Consider the following 26811-nt stretch of genomic DNA (forward strand, 5'->3'; position numbering starts at 1 on the left):
GGCCTCAGCTTCCCTCGGCGGGTACCGCGCGCGGGCGCCCGTTCTCGTCGAGCGCCACGAAGGTGAAGGCGGCTTCCGTCACGCGCTCGCGCAGGTCGGAATGCCGCTCGCGCCGCCAGGCCTCCACCTGGATCCGCAGCGAGGTGCGGCCAACGGACAGGATGCGGGCGTAAAGGCTCACCTCGTCGCCCACATGCACGGGCAGGTGGAAGGTCATCGCCTCCACCGCCACCGTGGCGCAGCGACCTCGCGCGCGGCGGGAGGCGGCATTGCCCGCCGCAAGGTCCATCTGCGCCATGAGCCAGCCGCCGAAGATGTCGCCCGCCGGGTTGGTGTCGGCGGGCATGGCGATGGTGCGGATCATCGGCGCCACCTCGGGTGGCTGGGGTGCGTGGTTCACGGCGCGGGCCGGTCCCCATCGAGGTCATCGTTCTCATCGGCCTCGGCGCGCGGGCCGAGGTCGCGCGCGACCTCGGGCCTGCGCATCAGCGCGTCGATGTGCATGGCGTGGTCCAGCGCGGTGTCGGCCTGGAAGTGCAGCTCGGGCGCGAACTTCAGCCTGACCGAGCGCGCCACCTGCTTGCGAAGGTCCGGCTGGTTCTCCCGCAGGAGGGCCAGCAACGCCTTGTCTGCCGTGGCCCCGAGGCGCGCCACGAACACCGTCATGTGCCGCAGGTCCGGCGAGGCGCGCACCTCGGTGACGGTCACGCGGGCATCGGCCAGCTCGGGGTCGCGCAGGTCGCCGCGCGCGAACACGCCGGACAGCGCGTGCCGCACCTCCTCGGCCACGCGGAGCATCCGCTGGGACGGGGCGGCGGTCTTGGAAATGTGCTTGGGCATGGGGAAAAGAGCCTTGGAAGAAACGCCGCCGCGCCCGGGATGAGCCGGGCGCGGCGGGATCAGGTGAACACGAAGGAGGGCTGCGGATCAGACCGCGGCCACCGTCTCCGTCTCGTAGCACTCGATCTGGTCGCCGACGCGGATGTCGTTGTAGTTCGAGAAGGACATGCCGCACTCGTAGCCGTTGGCGACCTCCTTCACGTCATCCTTGAAGCGGCGCAGCGTGGACAGCGTGCCCTGGTGGATCACGACGCCGTCGCGCAGCAGGCGGACGCCCGCGCCGCGCTTCACCACGCCCTCGGTCACGCGGCAGCCCGCGATGTTCCCGAGGCGCTTGACCTCGAAGACCTGCAGGATCTGCGCGTAGCCCAGGAACTTCTCGCGCTGGATCGGGGCGAGCTTGCCGCGGACCAGCTTCTCGATGTCGTCGGCCACCTCGTAGATGATCGAGTAGTAGCGAATCTCGACGCCGTCCCGCGTCGCCATCTCCCGCGCCTGCACCGTGGCGCGGACGTTGAAGGCGATGACCACGGCGTTGGACGCCTTGGCGAGCTGGATATCGCTCTCGGTGATCTGGCCGACCGCCGAGTGCAGCACCCGCACCCGCACCTCGTCGCGCGACAGCTTGCCGAGCGTGACGCCGAGCGCCTCGGAGGAGCCCTGCACGTCCGCCTTGACGACGACCGCGACCTCCTTCTGCTCGCCCGCCTGGATGCGGGCCAGCATGTCATTCAGCGTGCCGCGCGCGGCACCCGCCGCGGCGGACACCTTCTCGCGCGCCTTGCGCTGGCGGAACTCGGCGATCTCGCGCGCCCGCGCCTCGTCCTCGACGGCGACAAAGGTCTCGCCCGCGCCCGGCACGCCGGACAGGCCGAGGATCTCCACCGGCTCCGAAGGCTCCGCGCCGGTCAGCGGAATGCCCATGTCGTCGATGATCGCGCGGATGCGGCCCCATTCGGCGCCGGCCACCACGATGTCGCCCTGGTTGAGCGTGCCCTTCTGCACGAGAACGGTCGCGACGGGGCCGCGGCCCTTGTCGAGCTTGCTCTCGAGCACCGTGCCCTCGGCGGCGCGGTTCGGGTTGGCGCGCAGGTCCAGGATCTCGGACTGCAGGATGATGGCCTCCAGCAGCTTGTCGAGATTGGTGCCCTTGGTGGCCGAGACCTGGATCTCCTGGACGTCGCCGCCCAGGGATTCCACGACCACCTCGTGCTGCAGCAGCTCCTGGCGCACGCGGTCCAGGTTGACGCCGGGCTTGTCGATCTTGTTGACGGCCACGATCATCGGCACCTCGGCCGCACGCGCGTGGCGGATCGCCTCGATCGTCTGGGGCATCACGCCGTCATCGGCGGCCACCACCAGCACCACCATGTCCGTCACCCCCGCGCCGCGGGCCCGCATGGCCGTGAAGGCCTCGTGGCCGGGCGTGTCGATGAAGGTCACCCGGTCCCCGCTGGGGATCTGGATCATGTAGGCGCCGATGTGCTGCGTGATGCCGCCGGCCTCGCGGCCGGCCACGTCGGTCTTGCGCAGCGCGTCCAGCAGGCTGGTCTTGCCGTGGTCCACGTGGCCCATGATGGTGACGACGGGCGGGCGCGGCTCCAGCTCCGCCTCGGCGTCGACCTCGCCCTCCAGCCCCTGCTCCACGTCGCTCTCGGAAACGCGGCGCACGCGGTGGCCGAACTCGGTGGCCACCAGCTCGGCCGTGTCGGCGTCGATGGACTGGGTGATGGTGGCCATCACGCCCATGCGGAACAGCGCCTTCACCACCTCGCCGGCGCGGGCGGCCATGCGGTTCGCCAGCTCCTGCACGGTGATGAGGTCGGGGATGACCACGTCGCGCACCACGCGCTCCTGGCCGGAGCGCAGGCGGGCGAGCTCCGCCTGGCGCCGCTCGCGCTCACGGGCGCGGCGGACAGAGGCGAGGCTGCGGCCACGGTCGTCATCGCCCTCGATCGCCGCCTGGACGTCGATGCGCCCCTCACGCTTGCGGTCCGAAGGGCTCATGCCCTTCTTGGCGGGCGCCGGAACGGGCTTGCGGGCCGCGAGCGGGGAAGGCCCGCCCAGGCGGCGCGGCGGCGGACGGCGGTTCTCGTCCTCCATGCTCCCGGGCTGGGGACCCTCGCCGGGGCCGCGCGGGCGCAGCGACAGCTTGGGGGCGCCGGCGGGCAGGCTGCTCGGCACGGGGCCGGGGCGGCGGGCCGCCAGCGGTGCGCCGGGCGCGCCGCCACCACCGCCATAGCCGCCCGGACCGCCGGCACGGGGCCCGAAGCCGCCGGCACCACCGGCCGGACGCGGCGCGTAACCGCGGTCGCCGCCAGGGCCGCCCGCGGGGCGGGGCGCATAGCCGCGATCGCCGCCGGGACCACCGGTCGGGCGGGGCGCGTAGCCACGATCACCGCCCGGGCCACCGGGGCCGCGTGCCACATAGGCGCGGTCGCCCGAGGGAGCGGCCGGACGCTGGACATAGGCCCGGTCACCCGACGGAGCGGGGGGACGTGCCACATAGGCGCGGTCGCCCGAGGGAGCGGCCGGACGCTGGACATAGGCCCGGTCACCCGACGGAGCGGGGGGACGGGCGACATAGGCGCGGTCGCCGCCACGGTCGTCGCGGCCGGCGAAGCCGCCGCGGTCCTGCTGCGGCGCGCGGGGCGGGGCAGGGCGGGGCGCCTCCTCCGCCGGACGCGGCGCGGGGCGCGCGGCCACGGGAGCCGGGCGCGGGGGCTCGGCGGCCTGGGGCTGCGGCTGCGGGGCGGCGGGCGCGGGCGGCGGCTCGGGCTGACGGACCTCCGCCTGGCGGGCCTCGGACTGGCGTGCCTCGAGCTGGGCGCGGCGTGCCTCCTCGGCGGCGGCGCGCTTGGCCTCGGCGGCGCGCTCGGCGGCCTCCTCGGCGGCGCGGCGCTCCTCCTCCTGGCGGCGCTGGGCCTCCTCGTTCGCGGAGCGCACCATCAGGGCCTGGCGCTCGCGCTCCTGGCGCTGCCGCTCGGCCTCCTGGCGCTTCATCTCCTCCAGCACGCGCAGGCGGTTGGCCTGCTCGCCCTGGGTGAGGGGACGGCCGGGCGCGGCGGCCGGGCCGCTGGCGCGGGCGGGACCGCCGGCGCGGGGCGGGCCACCGGCACGCGCCGGGCCCGCGGCCTGCGGGCCGGCCGGGCGCGCGGGCGCCGCGCCGGTGGCGGCGGGGGCGCCGCCGGGGCCGGCCGCACGCTTCTTCACGACCTCGACCTGCACGGTCTTGCTGCGGCCATGGCTGAAGGACTGGCGAACGCTGCCGGCCTGCTCGGTCTTGCCGAGCTCCATGCGTCCGCCCGGGCGCAGCGAAAGACGCCCCTTGCCCTGATCCTGCGCGCTGTCGTCACCCGAACCCGGGTTTTCCGTATCCAACTTGTTGTCCGGCACACTCATCTCCAAGGCACCCGCCGGAATCTGTTTCCGGGGCACCGGCCGCGCCCGAGGGGCGGCCCATTTCTCACATCGCGCCATCAGGGGCGCGCATCCCCCGGGTCGCGCCAGAGGCGCGGTCCCGCTGGGGCCAGGGGGACGAACGTCCCCGACACCCCGTCGCCGTCAGGCCGACTAGCGGCTCATTGCTCTTGCGTCACTGGCACGGCCGGCTCCCCTCCGCGCCGAGGGCGCGCTTCCTGCCTGCCGCCCTTTCGGGGCGCCGGGCCATGGCCACCGCGGGGCTTTCCCCGGGTCGCCGCTTCAGGGCCGCCCGATGCCGGGTGGCCCGCCTTGCCCGTCCTTCCGGAACGGGCCGCTTCCGCGCCATGTGGCGCTTCCGGGCTGCGGGCACCAGGGGCCTTGCGGCTCCCCTGCGCTGCCCGCCTGCCGTCGGACGGTGTGGTGGGCGCCGTGTCCAGGATGCCGGAAAGCCGGGCCGCCTCCGCGAGGATGCCCTCGGCCAGCCGGCCCGGCGCCACCGCCACGTGAACCGCGTGATCCCGCCCGAACAACGCACCCAGCTCCGCCGCGTCGAGCACCGGGATGACGGGGACACCATGGCCGCCCACCAGCCGCGAACGCTCGGACGCGCTTCCATCCGCCGCTTCGACCAGCAGGGCGGCGCGGCCGGCCTGGAGCCATTCGCGCGCCTGCTGGAAGCCCACCACGGCCTGCCCCGCGCGCCTTGCGAGGCCGACCTGATCCCGGATGCGCCGCCGCAACCCATCGACGATCGACTGGCGAAGGTCGGGGATCGGGTGCACCGGGCCGCGGGCGGCCTTCATGAAGGCCCCACGGGTCAGGGCGCGTTCTAGCACATCGCCGCGCGCGCTCAACCACATTCCCCGCCCGGGCATGCGGCCGCCAAGATCCGGCACCAGAACACGCTCCGGGCCGAGCACGAAGCGGATCATGGATTCCTTCGGCAGGCTCTCCCGCGTCGCGACGCAGCGGCGGAGCGGGCCTTTCTCCTCGGCGTCGGGCAGCCCGGCCACCCCTTCGGGCTTGCCTTGCCGGGGCGGCGGCGGGGGCGTTGCCCCGGTGGAGGGAGGAGTCACCTCCTCCACCGCGGGCTCGCCGGAGTCCCCGGCGGGCTTGTGGGGGTCAGGCTCGGGCGTCGCCGTTCTCCTCGCCCTCGGCGGGCTCCGCCTCGCCCTCGGCGGGCTCCGCCTCGTCCGATGTCTCCTCGCCGGATGCGTCCTCGGCCGATTCCTCCTCCGAGGCATCGCCGGCCATCTCCTCGTCGCCGGCGTCCTCACCGGCTTCCGCCAGGGCGGCCGCCTCCGCGGCGGCGGCGGCCGCCTCTTCCTCGGCGCGGGCCTGCTCCTCGGGGCCGAACCAGCCGGCGCGCTGACGGGCGGCCATGATGATGGCGTTGGCGGTTTCCTCGTCGACGCTGTCGGCGCCGAGGATCTCGATCAGCTCGTCCGCCGCGAGGTCGCCGAGGTCGTCGAGCGTCTTCACGCCCTTCTCGCCGAGCGAGACCATCATGGCCGGGGTGAAGCCGCCGACCTCGCCGACCTTGTCGTCCACGCCCATCTCGCGGCGCTTCTCGTCCAGCTCGTTGTCGCGGCGCTCGAGGCTCGCCTGGGCGCGGCGCTTGAGCTCGGTGGCGACGTTCTCGTCGAAGCCCTCGATGGAGGCGAGCTCCTCGTCCTCGATCTCGACGATCTCCTCGAGCGAGCCGAAGCCCTCGGTCACGAGCAGGCCGGCGATCACGTCGTCCACGTCCAGCCCCTCGACGAAGAGGCCGGAGCGCTTGCGGAAGTCCTCCTGGCGGCGCTCGGATTCCTCGGCCTCGGTCAGGATGTCCACGTCGTAGCGGGTGAGCTGCGAGGCCAGGCGCACATTCTGGCCGCGGCGGCCGATGGCCAGGGAAAGCTGGTCGTCGGGCACCACCACCTCGACGCGGCGGCCCTCGTCGTCCAGCACGACCTTGGTCACCTCGGCGGGGGCGAGGGAGTTCACGATGAAGGTCGGGATGTCGTTCGACCAGGGGATGATGTCGATCTTCTCGCCCTGCAGCTCGGCGACCACCGCCTGCACGCGCGAGCCGCGCATGCCGACGCAGGCGCCGACGGGGTCGATCGAGCTGTCGCGCGAGATCACCGCCATCTTCGCGCGCGAGCCGGGGTCGCGGGCCACCGCCTTGATCTCGATGATGCCGTCGTAGATCTCGGGCACCTCCTGGGCGAAGAGCTTGGCCAGGAAGCCCGGATGCGTGCGGGAAAGAAAGATCTGCGGCCCGCGCTGCTCCTCGCGCACGTCGTAGATATAGGCGCGCACGCGGTCGCCGTTGCGGAAGGCCTCGCGCGGGATGGTCTCGTCGCGGCGCAACAGGGCCTCCGCGCGGCCGAGATCGACCATGAGGTTGCCGTACTCGGTGCGCTTGACGACGCCGTTGATGATCTCGCCGACGCGGTCCTTGTACTCGTCGAACTGCTTCTTGCGCTCCACCTCGCGCACGCGCTGCACGATGACCTGCTTGGCGGTCTGGGCGGCGATGCGGCCGAAGTCGATGGGGGGCAGCGGGTCCACGATGTGGCCGCCCACCTCGGCATCCGGCTTGAACTTGAGGGCGATGCGGAGCGGGATCTGGGTGTCCTCGTTCTCCACCGGCTCCTGGTCCACGATCTCGGTCCAGCGGGACAGGCGGACCTCGCCGTTGCGGCGGTCGATGGTGGCGCGGATGTCCTTTTCCTGGCCGTACTTGGCGCGGCCGGCCTTGGACATGGCCTGCTCCATCGCCTCGAGCACTTCCTCGCGCTCGATCATCTTCTCGCGGGCGACCGCTTCCGCGACCTGGAGCAGCTCCGGGCGGGCGATGGCAACGTCCACGGCCATGGTTCTCAGTTCCTCTCGGACGGGGGGCGACGCGGGGTGCGGGCGGGCTTCTCGCCGTCCTGCGTGCCGGTCGCGGGGGCTCGCCAGCGCCGCGGGGCCTTCTTCGGGGCCTCCTCGGCGTCGGTGCTGTCGGGTTCGGGCTGGGCGGTGGCCGCGATCAGCTCGTCGGTCAGCACCAGCTTGGCGCGGCGGATGTCGCGGCGGGGGAGCGTGACCTCGTCACCCTCGTCCAGCTTCAGGCGCACCTCGTTCTCGTCCGCCGAAAGGATGCGGCCACGGAAGCGGCGGCGGCCCTCGTGCGGGATGGTCATCTCCACCGTCGCGACCTGGCTCGCGAAGCGCACCCAGTCCTTGGTCCGGGTCAGCGGGCGGTCGATGCCGGCGGAGGAGACCTCGAGGTTCCAGAGGCCCGGGAAAGGATCGTCCACGTCGAGCACGGCGCCGACCGCGTGGCTGATCGCCTCGCAGTCGCCGACGCCGATGAGGCTGCCATCGGCGCGGTCGGCCATGACCTGCACGGTCGGGCGCTCCTTGCCCTGGATCTGGACGCGCACGAGCTCGTAGCCCATCGCGCCGAGGGTTGGCGCTATGGCGGTGGCGATGCGGGCCTCGAGGCCCTCATGCTGAGGAAGGTCGTCGCTCAAAAACGAAAAAAGGCGGCCCGTTAAGGCCACCCCCCTGAACCGGCGGATTGTCTTGTCAGCCACTCATATAGCGGGGCGGCGGCGGCGGGGCAAGGCTTACCTCGCCGTTCCGCGCGCGTGCCTTGCCAAGTTCCGGGGTGGATGGGAGAAGCTGAAGGCGCGTAACCACCGGCGTGAGACACGATGTTCGCCCATATGACCGACCTCCTCGCCGCGGCCGAGGGCGCCGCCGCGTCTGGGGGCCTGGACGCCGCTCTTGGCAAGCTCCGCGCTCTGTCGCTCGACGATTTCGGCGTGCTGCTGCTGCAGATGCCCAACCCGGAATACCCGGCCTTGTCCGCCGTGCTGCCGCGTATGTCAGCGGAGCAGGTGCAGCGGGACTGGACGGGCCAGGCTGGCTTCCCGCTTCTGGCCCAGAGCCTGAACTTCGTCCGCTCGGTCGCGCTGCGCTTCCAGCAGCTGACGGGCACGCCGCTCGGCGAGGCGCCCATCCTGGATTTCGGCTGCGGCTACGGCCGGCTCCTGCGGCTGATGCTGCATTTCTCGCCGCCCGGGCAGCTCTGGGGCGTGGACCCCTGGGACCGCTCGATCGAGATCTGCCGCACCGACAAGGTCCCCGCCCACCTGGCCATCTCCGACTACCTACCGCGCACGCTGCCGGTGGAGGAGACGCAGCGGTTCCGGCTGATCTACGCCTTTTCGGTGTTCACCCACTTGTCCGAGCGGGCGACGCGGATGGCCCTCGGCACCCTGCGCCGCTACGTGGCGGAGGATGGGATGCTGGTGATCACGATCCGCCCGCGCGAATACTGGCAGGTGGCGGCCTCCTCGGGCCAGTCGGTGGACGTGCCGATCGACCTCACCACCCGCCTGCGCGAGCACGACGAGACCGGCTTCACCTTCATTCCGCACAAGCGCGACGCGGTCGAGGGCGACATCACCTATGGCGATACCTCTATCACCTTCGACTGGCTGGCCCGGCACGCGCCGGGTTGGGCGGTGGCCGGCTACGACCACACCCTGGACGACTTCTACCAGCTGATCGTCTACCTGCGTCCCGTCGCGGGCTAAGCCCGCCGGACATGGCCTGTGCGCCGGTCAGGCTTCGGGACCGGTGCCCGCGCGCGGCGTTCAGGCCCGGGCCGGCGACGCCCTAGGAGCGCCGCCACACCCACCAGCGCGGCGAGCGGCCTTCGCGCAGGGCCTTGGCCTCGTAGCGGGTGTGGGGCCATCCCTCGGGGTGGGCGTCGTGCCGCGCGGCCAGGGTGAACAGGGGCTGGCCGGCCATCACCTCCTCCACCCAGGACTGGTAGGTCGGGTCGTCGCTGGCGATGCGCCACTCGGCGCCCGGGCGCATCTTCTGCGCGAGCAGGGGCAGCAGGGCCGGGTGGGCGAAGCGGCGCTTGCTGTGCCGGGCCTTGGGCCAGGGGTCCGGGAACATCAGGAACAGGCGGTCGAGCGAGGCGTCCGGCAGGGCGGCCAGGAGGTGGCGGGCGTCCTGGGGCCAGAGGCGGAGGTTGGGGGGCAGGGGTGCCGTGTGCTCCTCGCCCTCGGGAACGAGGTGGGTGAGGAGGGAGCAGAGGCCGTTCTCGAAGACCTCGGAGGCGATGAGGGCGGTGCGCGGGTGGTGGCGCGCGAGTTCCAGGGCGTGCTCGCCGCCCCCGAAGCCGACCTCGAGCCAGAGGGCCTCGGCCTCCATCGGGAAGGAGGCCCGGGGGTCGGCGGGGGTGGCGAGGGTGATGCGGGGCAGGGTGAGGTCGAGCAGGCGCTGCTGGCGGGGACGCAGCGGGTGGCCGCGGCGGCGGCCGTAGAGGCGGTCCGGGATGCCCTCGGCGGGCGGGGCGGGGCGGGTGGTGTCAAAGGCCATGGGGTGTGCCTGAATGGGGGAAGGGCCGCCCCGCGGGGGATGCGGGACGGCCCTTTGCTTTACGCTTTCAGGCTCTCTCCGCCTTGGGGGAGGCGGACCGGACAAGGGGGGCGTCCGGTGGAAGGGAACCTAGGGCAGATGAGAACAAAAGGTCAACAGATTTGTTCTCAGCGGTTGAAGGCGCGCTTCAGCTCGCCCGCGAGGTCGGTGCGTTCCCAGGTGAAGGTGCCGCGCTCGGCGTCCGGCGTGCGGCCGAAATGGCCGTAGGCGGAGGTGGGGACGTAGATGGGGCGGTTGAGGTGCAGGTGCTCGCGGATGCCGCGGGGGGACAGGTTCACCATGTCGGAGACGACCTTGGTGAGCTTCGCCTCGTCCACGTCGTGGCCGGTGCCGTGCAGGTCGAAGTAGACCGAGAGGGGCTTGGCGACGCCGATGGCGTAGGAGACCTGGATGGTGCAGCGCTCCGCCAGGCCGGCGGCGACGACGTTCTTGGCGACGTAGCGGGCGGCGTAGGCGGCGGAGCGGTCGACCTTGGTGGGGTCCTTGCCGGAGAAGGCGCCGCCGCCGTGGGGGGCCGCGCCGCCGTAGGTGTCCACGATGATCTTGCGGCCGGTGAGGCCGCAGTCGCCGTCCGGGCCGCCGATGACGAAGGTGCCGGTGGGGTTGACGTAGATCTCCTCGGCGGAGGGCATCCAGCCGGGGGGGAGGGAGGTCTCGATGAAGGGGAGGACGAGGGCCTTCACGTCCTCCTGGGTCATGCCTTCCTGGTGCTGGGTGGAGACGACCACCGAGGTGGCGCCGACGGGCTTGCCGTCCACGTAGCGCAGGGTGACCTGGGACTTGGCGTCGGGCAGGAGGCCCTTGGCGGAGATGTCCTCGTTGCGGCGGGCCTCGCTGATGCGGCGGAGGACCAGGTGGGCGTAGTAGAGGGGCGCGGGCATCAGGTCGGGCGTTTCGCGGCAGGCGTAGCCGAACATGATGCCCTGGTCGCCGGCGCCCTCGTCCTTGTTGCCGGCGGCGTCCACGCCCTGGGCGATGTGGGCGGACTGGGCGTGGAGGTGGCACTCCACATGGGCGTTGCGCCAGGAGAAGCCTTCCTGGTCGTAGCCGATGTCGTGCACGGCGAGGCGGGCGCGGTGCATCAGCAGCTCGGGCGTGATGTCACCGGGGCCGCGGGTTTCGCCGGCGATGATGATGCGGTTGGTGGTGACCAGGGTCTCGCACGCGACGCGCGCGTAGGGATCGGCCTCCAGGAAGGTATCCAGGACGGTATCGGAGATACGGTCCGCCACCTTGTCCGGATGGCCCTCGGAGACGGACTCCGAGGTGAAAAGGTACTCGCCCTTGTCGCGCATGGCGTGATTCAGCCTCTTGTCGCGTGAATGGAAGCCGGTACCCCGGTTTCCGGGCGGCGGGGGGGTATCGCTTCCACCAAGCGGGGGGTCAAGGCGCGGGGGCGGGGGGCACTCATGCGGGGATGAGGGAGGGGTGGATGCGGGCGCGGCCGCCGGCGGTGCGGAGAAGGGCGCGGCAGGTGCGGAGATAGGGGATGCTGGCGCGGGTGAGGGGCTGGGTAAGGAGCCATTTCACCGCGCGATGAACCATTTCGGACAAATCGGGGTCGGGGAGCATCCAGGAGGGCCCTGGGAGGGCCTGGGGGAGGTTCAGGCGGCGGGCGAGGGCGAGGACCGGCAGGCCGAGGATGCGGTAGGTGCGGCGGTGGCAGGCCGCGAGCCAATCGACGAGGCGGCGGAGGGTTCCGGGGGCGCGGCGGCGGGCGGCGAGCTTGAGGAGGCGGGACCAGAGGCCGGCATGGGCCCAGCGGCGGAAGGTGCGGTGGATGGTGTCGGTGGGGGCGTGGGCGCTGCGGGTGTGGCGCCAGGGGAGGGTGGAGGTGACGGCCTGGAAGATGGCGTCGAGGCGGGCGCGGGGGTTGGCGATGGGGCGGCCCGGGCCGGTGAGGGGGAGGTGGGGGGCGAGGAGGGACCACTCGGCGTCGGTGAGGAGGGACCAGGGGCGGGGGTGGGGCATGGAGGGCTCCCTAGAGGCATCAGCTTCTTAGCTAAGCTCGTTCTTAGCTAAGCTCGCGTTCCTTGTCAAGGAATAAATGCCTTTAGCGGATTTGCGACTGACGTGTATGCAAGAGCTAAAGTGATCTCCGCACTCAGCTCGTATTCCGGTCTTCGTGTGGCAGATCTGCAAATTTTTAACATTATTTTGCGATTTTCGGAACTCGCACCTTGTGTCGACAAAGTTACGATTCCATGATGGAATGGGTGGTGGTGAGATCATGGCCAAGACACGTTCGTTCTCCATATTTCTGCTAAAGCGCGCATTCACACCAGCAAATGTGCTGGAACCCGACCACGGACTTGACCCAGTAACTGATGCAACTGCGCTGCCTGACGGTTCGCTATTATACATCTTAGATAGCAAGCCACGCGAACCCTGGTGGAGAGGGTTCTTTGGCATTCCGCAGCCATTAGAGCAAGTGGGCAAAGGTGCTCTCGTCTTCATTCCGAGAGAAGGTCGATGGTTTGCGCTCTCATTTGGTCATGTCTCACACAACATGAAGCCTGAAGGTTACGAGTACGATTTCGGTCTTCGAGTAACCTTAAACAGTGTGGACCGGGGCGCTCTGAAAAGCACTGATATTCTGGAACCCGGGTCAGCCCGCAGGCGCAGGATTCAGATTCCAACGGCAGCCGATTTGACACTTTTTGACGTGGATAACGATGGCAGCATCCTTCGAAGTCTCACGGGTAAGGTCAAAGCTTCTCGCTTGCACCTTTTCAAGAATGCTACGGGCGCAAGCAGTCTTCGCATCAGCGCCAAACTTTCCACGGATGAGATGAGCAACCTTTGCGGCGAACTTCTTGCGATATATTTGAGCGACGAATACAAGGCCATCTTTCCCGACGTTCAAAGTGTTTCGCCGATTAATGATCCGGCAGTTGTAAGCCAATTAGACCACAAGCTGTTGCAAGCACTGCGGCGGAAATCAGATTCAATTAGCCTGGCAGTTCCAAGCATCATAAACTACAATGAAAGTTTATCCGTCAGCTTTTCGGGGCAAGGCCCGAGCCAATTATACGACGGTGCTGACATAGAAAACTTCTATGACTATCTTGAGGAAAGAGCAAAGAAACCATCATCCATTACTTTGGCTGATGTAGAACGATACAAAATGCTGCTCGTCAACGACGACTCTCATGATCGAGAAGCCTTTCCCTTTTATAAATCTCTCATATTTGATACAAATCTTCCTGGCAATGGCGGTGTTTACCATTTAGTGGAAGGAAATTGGTATCGCTTCGATAAGAGCTACATCAATCGAATGCGAGAATATCTAGACCCTTTGTTTGTCACCGACGCACAGCTTCCTTCGTTCAGCCAAGCAACTGAGGGCGAGTACAACTCCGCCGTAGCGGCGTCACTCCCTGATACTCTGTGTCTGGACACAACAAATATCAGCCCGAAATCGTACACGCCGGTGGAGCCATGTGACATATACAGCGTGGAAGGCGGCAGGGCGCTGCTTCGACACGTCAAAATCTCGACTAGATCAAGTCAGCTAAGTCATTTATTTAACCAAGGTGCGGTGTCAGTCGAACTATTGAAGGTTGAACCGGCTGCATCCATAAATTTACAAAATCTTGTTAGAGCAGCAGGCGGCTCCGCTACAGCCTCCTTGCTGGCACCCATTTTATCCGAAGAGTACGCGGTGCGTTATTGTATTATTACCACGCGCGATGAAACAAAAAAATCGGACAACTTGCCGTTGTTCTCGCGTATGACACTGATGCGAACGGCGAAGGCTCTTAAGCTTATGGGCGTTCACCGCAGCATCTGCTTCGTTGAAGACCTCTCAGTGGCATCTCCGAAAAAGAAACCCACAAGAAAGAAAAGCTCTGCACCATAGAAGGCGGCGTTTTCCGAATATCTTTGGCTTGTGAGGCATGCAGTGGATATTTCCTCGGAAGGCGGACACAATCTTAGAAAATTAATGGAGAAAATTCTCGCGTTGAGTGAAGCAAGAGATTGGGAAGTTGCACGCAAGGAGTGGAAACTCACTGATATTTATGAGGCGGATGAGCCGCAGGTGTGCCTATGTGGTCACGCTCCAATCATTGAGATTTGCTGCATACACAATGTAATTACAAAGAAGAATACGGAAGTCGGCAACCGGTGCGTAAAACGATTCTTCGGATTTCGATCAGACCTCATCTTCGAAGGCATAAAGAGGGTCCGTCTGGATAACACAAAGAGTTTAAATGCAGATGCACTAGCTTTCCTGAAGGAGGTTGGCCTAATCAACTCCTGGGAATATGGATTTTCCGTAGATAATCTCAAGAAGAGAATTCTATCCGGTAAGCAGTTAGCCACACGGCGCAAAATAAATGACCGAGTAGCGATGGCGATGAAGCGACGTGGTTTATCAGGTTAAAGAGCTTCCCGCCAACACTGTTGGAACGCACTTCTAAGAAAGCAAAAATTCCGCCCCACTCTCCGCACAAACCCCCCCCACCTCCTCCACCAGCGTCGGCACCATCGAAATCCCCCCTTCCCGCCGCCGCGCCGTCTCGTCGTGCTCGGGGTCGCCGGGGATGAGGACGGGCTGGGCGGGGTCGATGGGGGCGATGCCGCGCCTACGGGCGAGGCGTTCTTCCAGGTCTTCCTCGAAGGCTTCGGCCGTGCGGAAGGCGGCGGGGTCGAGGGCGAGGAAGAAGTGGCCGGTCTTGTTCCTGTTCGTGCGGGCGACAGGGGAGGGGGGCGCCTTCAGGCGCTGACGTCCTGGATGGTTTTCCGGAGTTGGCCGTAGCTGACCGGCTTGAACAGGATCGCCGCCGGGTGGTCCAGGTGGATGCGGGCGACCGTCGCGGGTTCCTGGGAGCCGGTGACGAAGATCACGAGCGACCCGACCTGCGCGTGGATGGCCAGGGCCGCGTCGACGCCGTCCTTCCGGCCCTGGAGGCGGACGTCCATCAGGACGATCCGCGGCTGGTGGAGCCGCGCCAGTTCCGCCGCCTCGTCGGCCGTGGCGGCCATGCCGCAGACGGTCAGGCCCATCCTCTCGACCATGGAGGAGAGGAGTTCTGCAATGAGATACTCATCCTCGACGATCAGGACGGATTCGGCCGCGAGGGTCATGTCGTCTCCATTGAAGGCATCAGGATTTCCACGCGGCCGCCCTGGCCGCCCGGGATGTTCATCTTGCCGCCGAGCTGGCGGGTCAGGCCGGTGACGATGCGGGTGCCGACGCCGGAGACGTGGCCATCGGGGAAGGTGGGGGCGGCCGCGTCGTTGTCGACCGCGAGCAGCGCGGTGCCGGCGCCCGCCTGGCGGAACTCGACGGACACGTTCCGCACCCTCGGGGCCCGGGCCGCCTCGGAGACCAGTTCGGTGATGATGAGGCCGACGGGGATGGCGAGGTCGAGGTTCACGGGGAGGGGTTCCGCCGTGACGCCGAAGGTGATGCCCGCCTCCCTGGCGGAGAGGGCGACGGACAGGTTCTCCAGGAGGTCCCGCAGGAAGGGCGCGATGCTGAAGGCGCGGATGTCCTCGGAGGAGGCGAGCTGCTGGTGCGCGAGGCCGAGGGTGAAGACGCGGCGGCGCAGGCGTTCGAAGGCTTCCTTTGCCGCGGCGTCGTCCAGGCGGCTGGTTTCCAGGTTCATGAGGGAGTCGACGACCTGGAGGTTGTTCTTCACGCGGTGGTGGACCTCGCGCAGGAGGAGGTCGCGCTCGTGCACCGTGCGGGTGAGGTCGGTCGTCCGCTCGGCCACGCGTTGTTCGAGGAATTGCCGGGCTTGGGCGAGGGCGTGTTGCTGGCGGGCGAACTGCCGCAGGAAGAAGATGAGGAGCACGACGGCCGAGAGTGCCCAGCTCAGCCGCCCGACGGACCAGCCGACGGTGTAGCGGCCGCCGCCGGCGTGACTGAGGATGGTGGCGGCGAGCACGGCCGTGAGCGCGCAGCTCAGCCAGAGGAAGAGGGTGTTCCGCCGGCCGATGAAGAGGAGGATGAGCAGGACGCTGGCCGCGAGCATGCTCATCGCCGTGTAGATGATGGCGGTGTTCAGGCCCGTCCATGCGGCGCCGGCCATGGGGGGCGGCAGGCGGTCGGTCATGGCGGTGGAGACCAGGGCGCAGGCGGCGGCCGTGGCGAGGATGGCGGCCACGGCGCAGGCGGCGGCGCGGTTCGTGTTCGCGGGGGCCAGCTTGCGGTCGGGCGCGGCGAGTTCGGCGATGACGGCGGCGAGCATGAGGATGCTGTAGCCGCTCATCCAGAACAGGAAGGCCCAGGCGGTAGACTGGGGTGTGCCCAGGATGATCTGGTTCTGGAGGATTGCGCCGGGGAAGGTCAGGAGGTGGAGGAGCGGCATCAGGCCGCCGAACAGGTAGGCGCATCCGAGCAGCAGCACGGACCAGGTGCGGGTGGCGCGGAACTGGACGAAGAGAAGGAAGCTGGTTGTCAGCTCCGTGACGAAGACGAGGGACGCGAAGGCCGGGGTGATCGCGGTGATTTCCAGCCCCTTGCTGGCCGCGACGGGGAGAAGCGCGAGCACGGCCGCCAGGAAAAGGCCGTGCACCATGAGGGTTCGTGAGATGCCGCCCCATGACGGGCTGGTGGTTGCGCCGGGTTGGCCCGCGGCGGCACCGAGCTGGCGCTCGGCGATTGGGATGCTGGACACATTCGTCTCTCGTTGGAGGCGTTGAGATTGCATCTATAACCCGCCCTGGGAACGGTGCGTTCTGCAGACAAGTTGCACCCCGCTTGCGGGCCGGGGCGCGTGCGCGCTTGTGGTGCCCACGCGCCGGCGGAGACGCCAGAGCCCCGGGCCGGGCGGCCCGTTTCTTACAGGAGGAAGGCTGCCCCGCTCTCGGCGCAGACCGCGCGCACTTCCTCCACGAGGGTGTCCACCATCGGAATTCCTTTCTCCCGCCGGCGCAGGGTGGTGTCGTGCTCGGGGTCGCCGGGGATGAGGACGGGCTGGGCGGGGTCGATGGGGGCGATGCCGCGCATGCGGGCGAGGAGTTCTTCCATGTCTTCCTCGAAGGCTTCGGCCGTGCGGAAGGCGGCGGGGTCGAGGGCGAGGAAGAAGTGGCCGGTTTCGTTCTCGGCCATGCGGGCGCCGGTGAGGGTGGCGCAGAGGACCTCCACCATCAGGGCCAGGCCGTAGCCCTTGTGGCCGCCGAGCTTGCGGGTGCCGCCGAGGGGGGAGAGGCGGCGGGCGATGGCGGCGGCGGCGGAATCGGTCTCGGGGGTGCCCTGGCTGGTGAGGGCCCAGCCCTCGGGGATGGGTTTGCCGGCGCGGCGGGCGATGGAGACCTTGCCGTAGGCGACGGCGGTGGTGGCCATGTCCAGCAGGACGGGGCGGGCGCCGTCGCGCGCGGGGGCGGCGAAGGCGATGGGGTTGGTGCCCAGCGCCGGGTCGCGGCCGTTGGTCGGGACCAGGAGGGGGGGCGAGTTGGTGAGGGAGATGGCGATGAGGCCGTGCTCGGCGGCCATGCGGGCGTACCAGCCGGCGGCGCCGTAGTGGGTGGAGTTGGTGACGGCGGTGACGCCGATGCCGTGTTCCCTGGCCTTGTCGATGGCGGTGGTCATGGCGAGGTGGGCGGCGACGTGGCCGATGCAGTGGTGCGCGTCGATGAGGGCGGCGGGGCCGCGGTCGTTGGCGATGGTGGGGGTGGCGCGGGGGTCGAGGCGGCCTTCGCGCACGGCGATCTGGTAGAAGGGGAGCATTCCGACGCCGTGGGAGTCGACGCCGGACAGGTCGGTTTCGACCATGATGGTGGCGGCGGTGTCGGCGTGGTCCTGGGACATGCCCCAGGTGGTGAAGACCGTGGTGAGCTGCCGGTGGAGCAGTTCCGCGGGAACGGTGAGGACGTTTTCCATCCCGCTATTAGATCGCGGGGTCCGGGGGGTGCGTCCACCCCCCTCGGCGTCGGCAGGAAGCCTTCCGCTTTCGGCTGGGGGTTTCGGGGAGCGGAGCCTCCCCGAAGGCTGCCCGCGACGGATTAAGAGGGGCGGATCTGGGTGATCTTGGTGCCGTTGAGGGCGATGGAGGCCATGAGGCCTTCCTGGTTGAAGGTGACGGCGTAGACGGGTTCGCGCAGCGTGGTGGAGGTGGCGTTGATCTGGGCGCCGCGGTCCAGCACGACCACGGCGGGGCCGGTGCCGATTTCCCAGCCTTCGGCGTTCATGAGATTCCGCAGGGCTTCCTCGGTCATGAAGAACATGGCGAGGCCGGAGGCCTGGGCGCCGATGAGGAGGCCGAAGGAGGCGCCGGCGATGTTGAAGTAGCCGCGGGTGGTGCCGCCTTGCAGCAGGGCGCCTTCGCCGTACTGGCCGCCGACGACGAAGCCGCCCTGGATGATGCGGGGGAAGATGAGGGTGGCGCGGACCTGCTCGTGGAGAGCGCGGGCCTGGGGGAGGTTGCGGAGGCGGGTGAGGGCGGCCGTGACGTCGGCGTCGATCTCGGCGCGGGTGGCTGCCTGGGCGGGAGTCGGGCGGAGAAGAGGGGTTGTGGCCGCGAGGGTGAGGGCGGCGGCGGGGAGGAGGCGGGTCGCGAGGGTGCGGCGGGTGGGGTGGGTCATGGTCGGGGTCCGTCGGGCCATTTGCGGGGGCGTGACGGGGTAGGGAACGCGCTCAACCCGGCGTGGCTGCGGGCGTCACATCATGTCGAACAGGTGTTTCATTCGGTAAAGCCGGGCGGTCAGGCCAGGGCTTCGAAGGGGATGCCGGCGGGGATGCCGCCGAAGGCGGTGATCTCGCCGAGGTTGTCGCCGCGGCGCCAGAGGGCGGCGGGACGGTAGTCGTCATAGGCGCGGAGGCGCCGGCGGGTGGCTGGGGCGCGGTCGAGGTAGCCGTTGTTCCAGCGGCAGGCGAGGAGGGCGCAGCCGGCCTGGAGGAGGGCGGTGGTTTCGAAGCGCAGCGTGACCTAGTCCCGGTCGGCGTCGCGGGGGCTGGCGGCGAGGCGGCGGGCATCGGCCTCGCTGGCGAAGAGGAAGACCATGCTGTTGATGAACAGGCGCCAGGCCGCGGGCGGGATCGCGGGGTGGAGGCGGGTGGCGATCGGGTCTTCCGGCATGTTCTGCCAGCGGAGCCAGGCGGTGGTGCCGTCGGGCGCGGGGGCCGGGGTCCAGGCGTTGCGGTTCCTGGTGGTGGGGGTGCCGGTGGCGAGGGCGGCGGTGGGCAGGAGGCCGTGGGCGCGGATGCTGTCCAGCGCCGTGCGGTGGGTGACGTGGAAGAGGCGCGGGTTGTGGCGGGCGAAGTCCATCCGGGGGTCGCGCTCAGGCCATGTTGAGGACGTGCTTCATTCCGTAGAGGCCGGGGGGCTGCTTGAGCGCCCAGAGGGCGGCGCGGACGGCGCCGGTGGCGTAGACGCGGCGGTCGAAGGAGCGGTGGGTGAGGGCGATGTGTTCCTCGCCGGAGGCGAAGAGAAGGGTGTGCTCGCCCACCACCTGGCCCGCGCGGAGGGCGGCGAAGCCGATGGCGCCGGGCTTGCGGGCGCCGGTGTGGCCGTCGCGGCCGGATTCGATGCCGGCCGCTTCCAGCGTGGTGCCGCGGCCGGCCGCGACGGCGCGGCCGAGGGCCAGGGCCGTGCCGGAGGGGGCGTCGATCTTCTGGCGGTGGTGGGTTTCGAGGATTTCGGCGTCGTAGGTCTCGCCCGGCAGGGCGGCGGCCATGCGCTCGGCCAGGGCGAGGAGGAGGTTCACGCCGGGGGCGAAGTTGGCGGCATAGACGATGGGGATGTGCTTCGCGGCCTCCTCCAGCGCGGCTTCCTGGGCGCGGGACAGGCCGGAGGTGCCGAGGATGAGGGGCTTGCGGGCCGCGGCGGCCGCCCGGGCATGGGCCTGGGCGGCGTCCGCGGTGGTGAAGTCGATCAGGGCGTCGGAGACGCGGGCGAGGGCATTGGGGTCGCTGGGCCATTGCTCGCCCCGGCGGGCGGTGCCGCCGGCGAGGGTGGCGCCGGCGGCGGCCACTTCCTCCGCCAGGAGCTGGCCCATGCGGCCGGAGATGCCGAGGATGCCGATCCTGCCCATTGCCGTGCTGCCCCCTTGGTGGTGCCGGAGGTTTTCGGGCGGAACGGGGGCGGGGGGAAGGGGGCTCAGGGGTTGTCCAGCCAGAAGGGCTCGGCCTTGTAGTAGTCGTAGACGCGGCGGCCCTGGGTGTCGCTGAGGTCCATGTCCTCGGCGGGGGCGTAGCTGGGGGCGCCCTTGAGCTGGTCCTGGGTGAGGTCCACGACGTAGCCGCCGAGCCCGGTGTCGTAGGTGAGGACGGACCAGGGCAGGGGGTGCTGGCTTTCCCCGATCCCGAGGAAGCCGCCGAAGGCCATGACGGCGAAGGCGACGCGGCCGGACACCTTGTCGATCATGAGGGTTTCGATGGTGCCGAGGTGCTCGCCGGCGCGGTTGTAGACGGTGGTGCCCTCCACCTTGTCGGCGGAGATGAGGCGGCGGGGGGTGTCCTGGCCGGTGGCGGACATGGTGCGATCCTTGGATGTGCCGGGAAAACGCGGCGCCGGGGAACAGGTTCGCGGGCGCGATGCATTTGGGATCGCGCCGGGTCCGATCCGCGGGGCGGAGGGGACCATTCCATCGGGGAGCGGGATATTTCCCCCGATGGGGAGGAGCGTCGCGGGGCGTTCACCGCGCATCGCCCCCGCTCCTTCGGCCGGGCATCGACGCCGCCCGGCGTGCGGATGCCCGCGCCCGTCGCGGCGGGGCGCCGCGGCTGCGGGCGGGCGCTGATCGAGCGGGGGCTTCCCTCCGGCTCGAGGCGCTGGACGGGTCACGTGCGGGGCCGGAGGGAGCGCGCTGCTCCACCGGCCTGCCGCTGCCTGGCCCGGCCGGCGGGCTGGACCGGCGGGCGGGGCGCCGCCGTGCTACCATTCTTTACAAAGCCCAATGAATTCGCCGGGCCGCAAGGCCTTGTCTCAGGACGCTTTTCCGGAGCGGGCGCGGCCGGGCGGCGAGACTGGCGCTGCATGAACATCGCTGCAAGTGCGGGCGGCCGCGTGGTATTCTGCCAGCCGGGTGTGGCGCGGCCTGCAACGCTGCGGTGCCTGTGCCGCCTTGCCGGAGCGCTCTTCGCGGCGAACCGGGCCCGGTTGTGCCGGCCGCCTGTGGAAAGGCATGATGCAGTTTCGTGGAACATCCGGTGTCGGGCCGGACCGGTCGCGTGCCGCGGAGGGCGGAACCCGCTCGCTGCGCCTGCACCACCTGCTGGTCGCCGCTTCCGTGCTGATGCCGGCGGTGCTGTTCGCCGTGGCCGCCCTGAACAACCGCATGGACGTGCTGCGCGAGGGCCAGGCCGGGGTGGCGCGCACCGTGACGGTGATGGACGAGCATGCGCGCAAGGTGTTCGAAACGGGCGAGCTGGTGCTGGGGCGGGTGGACGACCGCATCCGCGGCATGGGCTGGGAGGAGATCGCGGCGCCGGAAACCAGCGCCTTCCTGGCGCGGCTGAAGGCGCCGCTGGAGCAGGTGGTTTCCGTCTGGGTGACCGATGCCGAGGGGGTGGTGCGCGCCGGCAGCCACGGCTGGAACCCGGAGGCGTCGATCGCCAACCGCGAGTTCTTCCAGGCCCAGCGCGAGCGGGACGCCGGGCTTTTCGTGAGCGCCGCCTTCTGGGGGCGGGCGACGGGGGCTTCGAGCTTCGCCCTCAGCCGGCGGCACGTCAGCGCGGATGGGCGCTTCGACGGCATCGTGCACATCGCGCTGAGCCCGGATTACTTCACGCGCTACTACGAGGCCTCGGCGCCGCGGGGGGCGCATGTGGCGGCGCTGCTGCGCTCGGACGGGGCGGTGCTGGCGCGGGTGCCCGAGCACAGCGAGGCCGCGGCGCGGTTGCCGCCCGACAGCCGGCTGCTGCGCCAGATCGCGGAGCGGCCCGAGGGCGGGTCCTTCCTGGGCGTCACGGGGAAGGACGGGGTGGAGCGGGCCTATGCCTACCGCCGCGTGGGGAATTACCCGGTCTTCGTGGCGCATGGCGTGGACAAGTCGGCGCTGCTGCGGCGCTGGCACGACAACCTCCGGCTGTTCGGCGCGGTGTCGGGGGTCGCTTCCTTCATGCTGCTGCTGGTTTCCTGGCTGGCCTTGCGCGGGGTGCAGACGGAGCGGGCGACGATGCTTCGGCTGCGGGCCGCGCTGGCCAATCTGCGGCAGGAGACGCGCCAGCGCGAGGCGGCGGAGCAGCGGGTGCGCCAGGCGCAGAAGATGGAGGCGGTGGGGCAGCTCACGGGCGGGATCGCGCACGACTTCAACAACCTGCTGACGGCCGTGCTGGGCAGCCTGCACCTGCTGAGAAAGCGCCTGCCGGCCGGGGACGAGCGGGCGGCGCGGTTGCTGGAGAACGCCTTGCAGGGGGCGCAGCGCGGGGCGTCGCTGACGCAGCGGCTGCTGGCCTTCAGCCGCGGGCAGGCGCTCCGGCCGCAGGCGGTGGACGTGGTGGCGCTGGTGCGCGGGATGTCGGACCTGCTGCGCTCCTCGCTCGGCACCGGGGTGCGGCTGGAGACGCTGTTTCCGCCGGGCATCGGCGCCGCGCATGTGGACGCGAACCAGCTTGAGCTGGCGCTGCTGAACCTGGCGGTGAACGCGCGGGACGCGATGGCCGGGCAGGGGCAGCTGACGGTTTTCGCCAGGGAGGAGCGGGTGGCGGCCTCCCCGGCCGGGGGGGAGCTGCGGCCGGGCGCCTATGTGGTGCTGGGGGTGACCGACACCGGCATGGGCATGGACGAGGGGACGCTGGCGCGCTGCGTGGAGCCATTCTTCACCACCAAGGGCGTGGGCAAGGGCACCGGGCTCGGGCTTTCCATGGTTTATGGCCTGGCCGCGCAGTCCAACGGGCGGCTGGTGCTGCGGAGCCGGCCGGGGGAGGGCACGACGGCGGAGCTTTGGCTGCCGCGGGCGGAGGAGGCGGCGGCGCGCGGTGCGCCGGCGCCGGTGCCGGAGGTGGCCTGGCCAGCCCAGGACACGCCCGGGCGGCGGACCGTGATGGTGGTGGACGACGACCCGCTGGTGCTGGCGAGCACGGCTTCCATGCTGGAGGACGTGGGCTACGCGGTGGTGGAGGCGGCTTCCGGCCGGCAGGCGCTGGAGATCCTGCGGGCCGGGGCCAAGCTGGACCTGGTGCTGACGGACCAGGTGATGCCGGGCATGACGGGGGTGCAGCTGGGGATGGAGCTCCGGCGCCTTTGGCCGGGGCTGCCGGTGCTGCTGGGCACGGGCTATGCCGAGCGGGCGGAGCTGTCGCGGTCGGGGCTGCCGCTGCTGGGCAAGCCTTTCGCCCAGGCGGAGCTGGTGCAGGCCGTGGAGGCCTGCCTGGGGGCCGCCGCGCCCGGGAGCGGGGCGGCGGCCGGGCCGCCCGCCAGCGCACCGGCCGGGGGAACGGTGGTGCCGTTCCGGCCGGTGGAGGGACGCTCGGCCTGAGGGTTCCGGCGGGATGCCGGGAAGCGCGGCGGCTCGGCCGGCCTTCACCTTGAGGACCTTCCCGGCGATGGGCGGTGCGACGAGCAGCCCGGCGCGCGGTTCGGGCGCCGGGTCGCTGGCCAGCACGCGCCGGCTCTCCTCGGCGCTCCTGCGGGTTTACTCGGCGGTCGTTGCCTGGTGAACCGCCGGGGCTCGGTTTCCCCGGGCATGGCACATCCGGAGCCTGGGAGTTCACCCAGCCTGCTTGAGGCCGCTGGTGGGCGCTTCCCATTCTCCCGCTGGTAGCACGGCCTTCGACGCGTCCGGGGGGAGGAAGAACTGCTTCTTCCTCCCCCCGGGGCTCAGCCTTGATGGGCTGTCAGGACAGGGCGTTCCCCCAACTGCCGCTTACGCGGCGAGGGCGGCCCATGGCCGCTTAGGCGGCGAGGGCGGGATAATCCGTGTAGCCGTGCTCGTCGCCGCCGTAGAAGGTGCTCTTGTCGGGGGTGGCGAGGGGGGCGCCGGTCTTCATGCGCTCCACCAGGTCGGGGTTGGCGATGAAGGGGCGGCCAAAGGCGACGAGGTCGGCGCGGCCCTCGCGGATGGCGGCGTCGGCGAGCGCGAAGTCGTAGCCGTTGTTGGCCATGTAGGGGCCGCGGAAGGCCTTCTTCAGCGCCATGAAGTCGAAGCCGGGAACGACGTCGCGCGCGCCGCCGGTCGCGCCCTCGATCATGTGGAGATAGGCGAGGTTGAGGGGGGCGAGGGCTTCCACCGCGTACTGGAAGAGAGGGGCGGGGTCGCTGTCGCTGGCGTCGTTGGCGGGGGTGACCGGGGAGAGGCGGATGCCCGTGCGGTCGGCGCCGATGGCGTCCACCACGGCCTGGGTCACTTCCAGCATCAGGCGGACGCGGTTCTCGATGCTGCCGCCGTAGCGGTCGGTGCGCTTGTTGCTGCCGTTCCGCAGGAACTGGTCGATGAGGTAGCCGTTGGCGGCGTGGACCTCGACACCGTCGAAGCCGGCGGCCAGCGCGTTGCGGGCGGCGCGGGCGTAGTCGGCGACGATGCCGGGGATCTCACCGGCTTCCAGCGCGCGGGGCTCGACATGGGGCTTGAAGCCCGTTTCCGTGAAGGCCTGGCCCTTGGGGGTGATGGCGGAGGGGGCGACGGGCAGGGCGTTGCCCGGCTGCAGGTCCGGGTGGGAGATGCGGCCCACGTGCCAGAGCTGGGCCACGATGCGGCCACCGGCCTTGTGGACGGCTTCCGTCACCGGGCGCCAGCCGGCGACCTGTTCCTCGGAATGGATGCCGGGGGTGTAGGCGTAGCCCTTGCCCTGCGGGGAGATCTGGGTGGCTTCCGAGATGATCAGGCCGGCGGTCGCGCGCTGGGCGTAGTAGGTGGCGGCGGAGGCGCGGGGGACGTCGCCCGCGACGGCGCGGCTGCGGGTGAGGGGCGCCATGGCGACGCGGTTGGCGAGATCGATGGCGCCGGTCTTCGTGGGGGTGAAGAGGGGGCTGCCGGCGGGATCGTTGTTCATGCTGGGCCTTTGTCGGGCGTGCCGAAGCGGCGGTTGCCGCCGGGCACGGGTTGCGGGTGCCGGGAACCGGCGGGGTCGCTGCGCCGGGGTGCCGGCGGTTGAAGGGGGATTTGGTGCGCCGCGGCCGTGTTGAGGGGGACCGTCGGGCATGGCTGCCATGTGCGGTGCAGCAAACGGGGGTTTCCCCGCGGGGTTTCTCCGCGCTGGTTTCCCCGCGGGCGGGGACCGGGGGCAACCGGCCCGCCGGGGGGCCGTTCCCTCGGCGCTGTGTGCCGAGGAGACCGCCGTGCCCTTCGTGAAGACGCGTGACGACGTTGCCATCCACTACAACGACTGGGGGTCGGGAAAGCCCGTGGTGCTGATCCACGGCTGGCCGCTCAGCGGGGCCATGTGGGAATACCAGGCGATGTTCCTGGCGGCGCAGGGCTTCCGGGTGATCGCCTATGACCGGCGCGGCTTCGGGGAAAGCGGCAAGCCCTATTCGGGCTATGACTACGACACCCTCGCGGACGATCTGGCGGCTCTGATGGAGGGGCTGGATCTTCAGGGGGCGGCCCTGGTGGGGTTCTCGATGGGCGGCGGGGAGGTGGCGCGGTATCTCGCGCGGCACGGGTCGTCGCGCGTGGCGAAGGCGGTGCTGGTGAGCGCTGTGACGCCCTATCTGCTGAAGGCCCCGGGCCATGAGGAAGGGGTGCCGCGGGAGGTGTTCGACAAGATCGTCGCGGGGCTGCTGGAGGACCGGCCGAGCTTCCTGGCCACCTTCGGGAAACAGTTCTTCGGCGCGGGGATGCTGAACTTCACGGTGACGAACGAGATCCAGCAATGGGCGCTCGGGCTGGCGATGCAGGCCTCGCCCAAGGCGACGGTGGATTGCGTGCGCGCCTTCTCGGAGACGGATTTCCGGGGGGACATGCGCGCCTTCACGGTGCCGACGCTGGTGATCCACGGGGATGCCGACCAGACCGTTCCCATCGACGTGTCCGGGCGGGCGGCGGCGCGGCTGATCCAGGGGGCGAAGCTGGTGGAATATGGCGGGGCGGCGCACGGGCTGTTCTTCACGGAGAAGGACCGGCTGAACGCGGACCTGCTGGCCTTCCTGAACGCCTGATCCCCGGGAACCGTCCGGGGCAGGGGCGACCGTTGCGGGCGGGGGCCTTGGCGATCGGGCCGCCGGCGCAAACAATGGGCGCATGACCATGGAACGACGGACCCGGGGCTGGACCTTGCACCGGGGGGGCTCCCGGGCCTCCCAGGCGGAGGTACTGCGCAAGCTGACACGGGCGGTGATGTCCACCTGCCTGTGGGACCCGCAGGAGGAGGGCATCTCCTGGGCCCTGGGGGACATGCGGTTCCTCACGGTCTCGGCCATGCTGCCGGAGATGGGGGAGGCGGCCTATGCGCAGGTCTTCTCGGCCCCCTTCGCGAGCAGCGCGGTGGAGGTGGCCTCCGGGCGGTTCGCGCCGCGCGGGGCTTTCGCCAAGCTGGCGGTCCCGGCGCGCAAGCGGGCGAGCGTGCTCAAGACGCTCGGGCTGACGCTGGCGCCGCAGGGGCGGGAGGACTGGTCGCGCGACCTGCCGCCGCTGGACGAGGCGGGCTGCGCCTCGCTGGCGCGGACGGTGATGGAGGCGCTGGTGGGCGCCTTTGGCTGGGATCCGAGCGTGCCGTTGCAGGCTTCCGTGATCCACGAGACGGCGCTGGGCGAGGCGGAGGCCTTCCTGGAGGGGCTGCGGCCGATCCACGTGGAGGGGCTGCTGCGCGAGGCCGGGCTCGAGATCATCGAGGGGGAGCCGGAGGACGACGACGAGGCGCCGGCCTTCCTGGTGCAGCACGGCGCGCCGCTGCCCTTCCAGGTGGAGCTGACGGACCCCGTGGAGGAGGAGGACCCGCCGGCGCTGGCCTGGCACTACGGCACCATCGCCTTCTCGCTGGCGATCTCCGTGGAGGAGGGGGACGCGCTGGCGCTGGCGCTGGCGCTGCACGGGCTGACGCGCTGGGCGCGGGTGGAACTGCCCGAGGAGAAGCGCGTGGTGGTGTCGCGGCTGGACAGCGTGGAGGGGGTCACGCCCGACGGGCTGCGCGCCATGCTGGACCGCTGGCTGGAGGAGCTGACGGCGGTGCGGAGCCGGCTGGAGCGGGGACCGGGCGAGGTGGAGGAGGAGTAGGGGCGGGCGCCCCTACTTCCGGCGAGGTGGCCTCACGCGGCGCGGATGCCGTTGAGGAAGGCATCGACC

General features: G+C 70.2%; 24 protein-coding genes. 6 read left to right on the plus strand and 18 right to left on the minus strand.

The features are described from left to right. Window positions 1-4: 4 nt before the first annotated feature. The 6 genes from ACFFIC_RS21220 to rimP all read right to left on the minus strand — a co-directional run bounded on the left by ACFFIC_RS21220 (window position 5) and on the right by rimP (window position 7799). Entirely contained in the window at window positions 5-364 is a 360-nt protein-coding gene (locus tag ACFFIC_RS21220) for an acyl-CoA thioesterase (RefSeq protein WP_377054124.1), read from the minus strand. A 32-nt stretch (window positions 365-396) separates the two neighbouring features. Continuing rightward, complete coding sequence (rbfA, locus tag ACFFIC_RS21225) at window positions 397-840, minus strand: 30S ribosome-binding factor RbfA (protein ID WP_377054077.1); 444 nt, start codon at window positions 838-840, stop codon at window positions 397-399. A gap of 87 nt (window positions 841-927) precedes the next feature. After that, window positions 928-4242, minus strand: coding sequence for a translation initiation factor IF-2 (infB, locus tag ACFFIC_RS21230; RefSeq protein WP_377054079.1), 3315 nt, complete (start codon window positions 4240-4242; stop codon window positions 928-930). Window positions 4243-4421: 179 nt separating this feature from the next. Further along, window positions 4422-5339, minus strand: coding sequence for an RNA-binding protein (locus ACFFIC_RS21235; protein WP_377054082.1), 918 nt, complete (start codon window positions 5337-5339; stop codon window positions 4422-4424). 46 nt (window positions 5340-5385) lie between these two features. Then, window positions 5386-7125, minus strand: a complete 1740-nt coding sequence (gene nusA / locus ACFFIC_RS21240) for a transcription termination factor NusA (protein ID WP_377054084.1) — start codon at window positions 7123-7125, stop codon at window positions 5386-5388. Between the two features lie 5 nt (window positions 7126-7130). Beyond that, the gene (gene rimP / locus ACFFIC_RS21245) at window positions 7131-7799 is read right to left on the minus strand and encodes a ribosome maturation factor RimP (RefSeq protein ID WP_377054086.1); all 669 of its coding nucleotides are present in this window, start codon (window positions 7797-7799) and stop codon (window positions 7131-7133) included. A gap of 153 nt (window positions 7800-7952) precedes the next feature. Here rimP and ACFFIC_RS21250 point away from each other — a divergent pair, with 153 nt between their 5' ends. Further along, window positions 7953-8840 (plus strand): class I SAM-dependent methyltransferase, encoded by an 888-nt coding sequence (locus ACFFIC_RS21250; RefSeq protein WP_377054088.1) that lies wholly within the window; start codon window positions 7953-7955, stop codon window positions 8838-8840. A gap of 82 nt (window positions 8841-8922) precedes the next feature. Here ACFFIC_RS21250 and trmB read toward each other — a convergent pair whose 3' ends face one another. The 3 genes from trmB to ACFFIC_RS21265 all read right to left on the minus strand — a co-directional run bounded on the left by trmB (window position 8923) and on the right by ACFFIC_RS21265 (window position 11667). After that, window positions 8923-9636: a tRNA (guanine(46)-N(7))-methyltransferase TrmB gene (trmB, locus tag ACFFIC_RS21255; protein WP_377054090.1), complete on the minus strand. Its 714-nt coding sequence runs from the start codon at window positions 9634-9636 to the stop codon at window positions 8923-8925. Between the two features lie 167 nt (window positions 9637-9803). Further along, window positions 9804-10991, minus strand: a complete 1188-nt coding sequence (metK, locus tag ACFFIC_RS21260) for a methionine adenosyltransferase (protein WP_377054092.1) — start codon at window positions 10989-10991, stop codon at window positions 9804-9806. Between the two features lie 112 nt (window positions 10992-11103). Then, window positions 11104-11667, minus strand: coding sequence for a transposase (locus ACFFIC_RS21265; RefSeq protein WP_377054094.1), 564 nt, complete (start codon window positions 11665-11667; stop codon window positions 11104-11106). Window positions 11668-11926: 259 nt separating this feature from the next. Between ACFFIC_RS21265 and ACFFIC_RS21270 the strand changes: the two genes are divergently transcribed. Together ACFFIC_RS21270 and ACFFIC_RS21275 are read left to right on the plus strand one after the other, a co-directional pair. After that, window positions 11927-13558 carry a DUF6119 family protein gene (locus ACFFIC_RS21270; protein WP_377054096.1) on the plus strand — a complete coding sequence of 544 codons (1632 nt, stop codon included), beginning with the start codon at window positions 11927-11929 and terminating at the stop codon, window positions 13556-13558. A gap of 42 nt (window positions 13559-13600) precedes the next feature. After that, window positions 13601-14083, plus strand: a complete 483-nt coding sequence (locus ACFFIC_RS21275) for a hypothetical protein (protein ID WP_377054098.1) — start codon at window positions 13601-13603, stop codon at window positions 14081-14083. A gap of 33 nt (window positions 14084-14116) precedes the next feature. On the opposite strand, the gene ACFFIC_RS21280 is transcribed toward ACFFIC_RS21275, so the two are convergent. From ACFFIC_RS21280 to ACFFIC_RS21315, 8 genes are all read right to left on the minus strand, one after another. After that, window positions 14117-14419, minus strand: coding sequence for an Ldh family oxidoreductase (locus tag ACFFIC_RS21280; RefSeq protein ID WP_377054126.1), 303 nt, complete (start codon window positions 14417-14419; stop codon window positions 14117-14119). Beyond that, complete coding sequence (locus ACFFIC_RS21285; RefSeq protein ID WP_377054100.1) at window positions 14416-14787, minus strand: response regulator; 372 nt, start codon at window positions 14785-14787, stop codon at window positions 14416-14418. The genes ACFFIC_RS21280 and ACFFIC_RS21285 overlap by 4 nt, the downstream gene beginning before the upstream one ends. Further along, window positions 14784-16325: a sensor histidine kinase gene (locus ACFFIC_RS21290; RefSeq protein ID WP_377054102.1), complete on the minus strand. Its 1542-nt coding sequence runs from the start codon at window positions 16323-16325 to the stop codon at window positions 14784-14786. Before ACFFIC_RS21290 ends, ACFFIC_RS21285 begins: the two co-directional genes overlap by 4 nt. A gap of 164 nt (window positions 16326-16489) precedes the next feature. Further along, complete coding sequence (locus tag ACFFIC_RS21295; protein ID WP_377054104.1) at window positions 16490-17530, minus strand: Ldh family oxidoreductase; 1041 nt, start codon at window positions 17528-17530, stop codon at window positions 16490-16492. Window positions 17531-17652: 122 nt separating this feature from the next. Next, window positions 17653-18231, minus strand: coding sequence for a lipid-binding SYLF domain-containing protein (locus ACFFIC_RS21300; RefSeq protein WP_377054106.1), 579 nt, complete (start codon window positions 18229-18231; stop codon window positions 17653-17655). Between the two features lie 344 nt (window positions 18232-18575). Then, a complete protein-coding gene (locus ACFFIC_RS21305; protein ID WP_377054108.1) occupies window positions 18576-18914 on the minus strand; it encodes a DUF7002 family protein in 339 nt (112 codons plus the stop codon). A gap of 13 nt (window positions 18915-18927) precedes the next feature. After that, window positions 18928-19680 (minus strand): 4-hydroxy-tetrahydrodipicolinate reductase, encoded by a 753-nt coding sequence (gene dapB, locus ACFFIC_RS21310; protein ID WP_377054110.1) that lies wholly within the window; start codon window positions 19678-19680, stop codon window positions 18928-18930. Between the two features lie 65 nt (window positions 19681-19745). Next, window positions 19746-20123, minus strand: coding sequence for a PRC-barrel domain-containing protein (locus ACFFIC_RS21315; protein WP_377054112.1), 378 nt, complete (start codon window positions 20121-20123; stop codon window positions 19746-19748). 649 nt (window positions 20124-20772) lie between these two features. Here ACFFIC_RS21315 and ACFFIC_RS21320 point away from each other — a divergent pair. Continuing rightward, complete coding sequence (locus ACFFIC_RS21320; protein WP_377054114.1) at window positions 20773-23067, plus strand: hybrid sensor histidine kinase/response regulator; 2295 nt, start codon at window positions 20773-20775, stop codon at window positions 23065-23067. Window positions 23068-23482: 415 nt separating this feature from the next. On the opposite strand, the gene ACFFIC_RS21325 is transcribed toward ACFFIC_RS21320, so the two are convergent. Beyond that, window positions 23483-24580: an alkene reductase gene (locus ACFFIC_RS21325; RefSeq protein WP_377054116.1), complete on the minus strand. Its 1098-nt coding sequence runs from the start codon at window positions 24578-24580 to the stop codon at window positions 23483-23485. A gap of 286 nt (window positions 24581-24866) precedes the next feature. On the opposite strand from ACFFIC_RS21325, the gene ACFFIC_RS21330 reads away from it, so the two are divergent. After that, complete coding sequence (locus ACFFIC_RS21330) at window positions 24867-25688, plus strand: alpha/beta fold hydrolase (protein WP_377054118.1); 822 nt, start codon at window positions 24867-24869, stop codon at window positions 25686-25688. An 88-nt stretch (window positions 25689-25776) separates the two neighbouring features. Then, window positions 25777-26742, plus strand: a complete 966-nt coding sequence (locus ACFFIC_RS21335; RefSeq protein WP_377054120.1) for a hypothetical protein — start codon at window positions 25777-25779, stop codon at window positions 26740-26742. Window positions 26743-26811: the final 69 nt, after the last annotated feature.

The organism is Muricoccus vinaceus (assembly GCF_042433125.1).
Classification (GTDB): Bacteria; Pseudomonadota; Alphaproteobacteria; order Acetobacterales; family Acetobacteraceae; genus Roseomonas; species Roseomonas vinacea.

Excerpts from the sequence above, each read along its gene's own strand:
- ACFFIC_RS21270 (WP_377054096.1), top strand. The coding sequence starts at position 11,927 with ATGGCCAAGACACGTTCGTTCTCCATATTTCTGCTAAAGCGCGCATTC.
- ACFFIC_RS21300 (WP_377054106.1), bottom strand. The coding sequence starts at position 18,231 with ATGACCCACCCCACCCGCCGCACCCTCGCGACCCGCCTCCTCCCCGCC.
- ACFFIC_RS21325 (WP_377054116.1), bottom strand. The coding sequence starts at position 24,580 with ATGAACAACGATCCCGCCGGCAGCCCCCTCTTCACCCCCACGAAGACC.
- ACFFIC_RS21305 (WP_377054108.1), bottom strand. The coding sequence starts at position 18,914 with ATGGACTTCGCCCGCCACAACCCGCGCCTCTTCCACGTCACCCACCGC.
- rbfA (WP_377054077.1), bottom strand. The coding sequence starts at position 840 with ATGCCCAAGCACATTTCCAAGACCGCCGCCCCGTCCCAGCGGATGCTC.
- ACFFIC_RS21220 (WP_377054124.1), bottom strand. The coding sequence starts at position 364 with ATGATCCGCACCATCGCCATGCCCGCCGACACCAACCCGGCGGGCGAC.
- nusA (WP_377054084.1), bottom strand. The coding sequence starts at position 7,125 with ATGGCCGTGGACGTTGCCATCGCCCGCCCGGAGCTGCTCCAGGTCGCG.
- infB (WP_377054079.1), bottom strand. The coding sequence starts at position 4,242 with ATGAGTGTGCCGGACAACAAGTTGGATACGGAAAACCCGGGTTCGGGT.
- ACFFIC_RS21335 (WP_377054120.1), top strand. The coding sequence starts at position 25,777 with ATGGAACGACGGACCCGGGGCTGGACCTTGCACCGGGGGGGCTCCCGG.
- ACFFIC_RS21285 (WP_377054100.1), bottom strand. The coding sequence starts at position 14,787 with ATGACCCTCGCGGCCGAATCCGTCCTGATCGTCGAGGATGAGTATCTC.
- ACFFIC_RS21250 (WP_377054088.1), top strand. The coding sequence starts at position 7,953 with ATGTTCGCCCATATGACCGACCTCCTCGCCGCGGCCGAGGGCGCCGCC.
- ACFFIC_RS21295 (WP_377054104.1), bottom strand. The coding sequence starts at position 17,530 with ATGGAAAACGTCCTCACCGTTCCCGCGGAACTGCTCCACCGGCAGCTC.
- trmB (WP_377054090.1), bottom strand. The coding sequence starts at position 9,636 with ATGGCCTTTGACACCACCCGCCCCGCCCCGCCCGCCGAGGGCATCCCG.
- ACFFIC_RS21265 (WP_377054094.1), bottom strand. The coding sequence starts at position 11,667 with ATGCCCCACCCCCGCCCCTGGTCCCTCCTCACCGACGCCGAGTGGTCC.
- metK (WP_377054092.1), bottom strand. The coding sequence starts at position 10,991 with ATGCGCGACAAGGGCGAGTACCTTTTCACCTCGGAGTCCGTCTCCGAG.
- ACFFIC_RS21315 (WP_377054112.1), bottom strand. The coding sequence starts at position 20,123 with ATGTCCGCCACCGGCCAGGACACCCCCCGCCGCCTCATCTCCGCCGAC.
- dapB (WP_377054110.1), bottom strand. The coding sequence starts at position 19,680 with ATGGGCAGGATCGGCATCCTCGGCATCTCCGGCCGCATGGGCCAGCTC.
- ACFFIC_RS21320 (WP_377054114.1), top strand. The coding sequence starts at position 20,773 with ATGATGCAGTTTCGTGGAACATCCGGTGTCGGGCCGGACCGGTCGCGT.